We start from the raw sequence: 931 nt of genomic DNA on the forward strand, positions 1-931 counted from the left end.
AGGCGCGTAGCCGGGGTTTGTGGAATCTGTTTCATCCGCACCCGGAGTGGGGGCCGGGCCTGACGAACCTCGAGTACGCCCCGTTGGCGGAGATCATGGGCCGCAGCCATATCGCCTCGGAGGCGTGTAACTGCAACGCCCCGGACACCGGGAACATGGAGGTGCTCACGCTGTTCGGCACTGAGGAGCACAAGGAGAAGTACCTGAAGCCGTTACTGGACGGGACGATGGCGTCCGCGTTCGCGATGACGGAGCCGGCGGTGGCGAGTTCGGATGCGACGAACATCGAAATGTCGATGGTCCGGGACGGTGACGAGTACGTCCTCAACGGCCGGAAGTGGTTTGCGTCCAATGCTTTGCATCGCAACTGCAAGGTGATGATCGTGATGGGGAAGACTGATCCGTCGGCTGCGCCGCACCGGCAGCAGTCGATGATGGTGGTCCCGATCGATGCCCCGGGTGTCACGGTGATGCGGGGTCTGCCGGTGTTCGGTTACCAGGACCGCGAGGGGCACGCGGAGATCGACTTCGCCGACGTGCGCGTTCCGGCCAAGGATGTGCTGAAGGGTGAGGGGGAGGGGTTCGCGATCGCCCAGGCGCGCCTGGGCCCGGGCCGAATCCACCACTGCATGCGCGCGATCGGCATGGCCGAGCGGGCGCTCGAGTTGATGTGCCGGCGGGCGACCACTCGGGTGACGTTCGGGAAACCGGTCAGTGAGAACGCCAATGTCCAGGATTGGATCGCCGAGGCCCGCATCGAGATCGAGATGGTGCGCCTACTGACGCTCAAGGCGGCGTACTTGATGGACACCGTCGGCAACAAGGAGGCGCGCACGGAGATCGCGGCGATCAAGGTGGCTGCGCCCAACATTGCGTTGAAGATCATCGATCGGGCGATTCAGGTGCACGGCGGCGCGGGTGTCACCGACGA

The 931-nt window shown here is 64.8% G+C and carries 1 protein-coding gene; it reads left to right on the forward strand.

From position 1 onward, the window contains the following. Positions 1 to 931: acyl-CoA dehydrogenase family protein (locus tag NOF53_RS27440; protein WP_255974822.1), on the forward strand; the 931-nt coding region annotated here is incomplete at both ends.

The sequence above is a fragment of the Rhodococcus tibetensis genome (genome assembly GCF_024438035.1).
Classification (GTDB): Bacteria; Actinomycetota; Actinomycetes; order Mycobacteriales; family Mycobacteriaceae; genus Rhodococcus_F; species Rhodococcus_F tibetensis.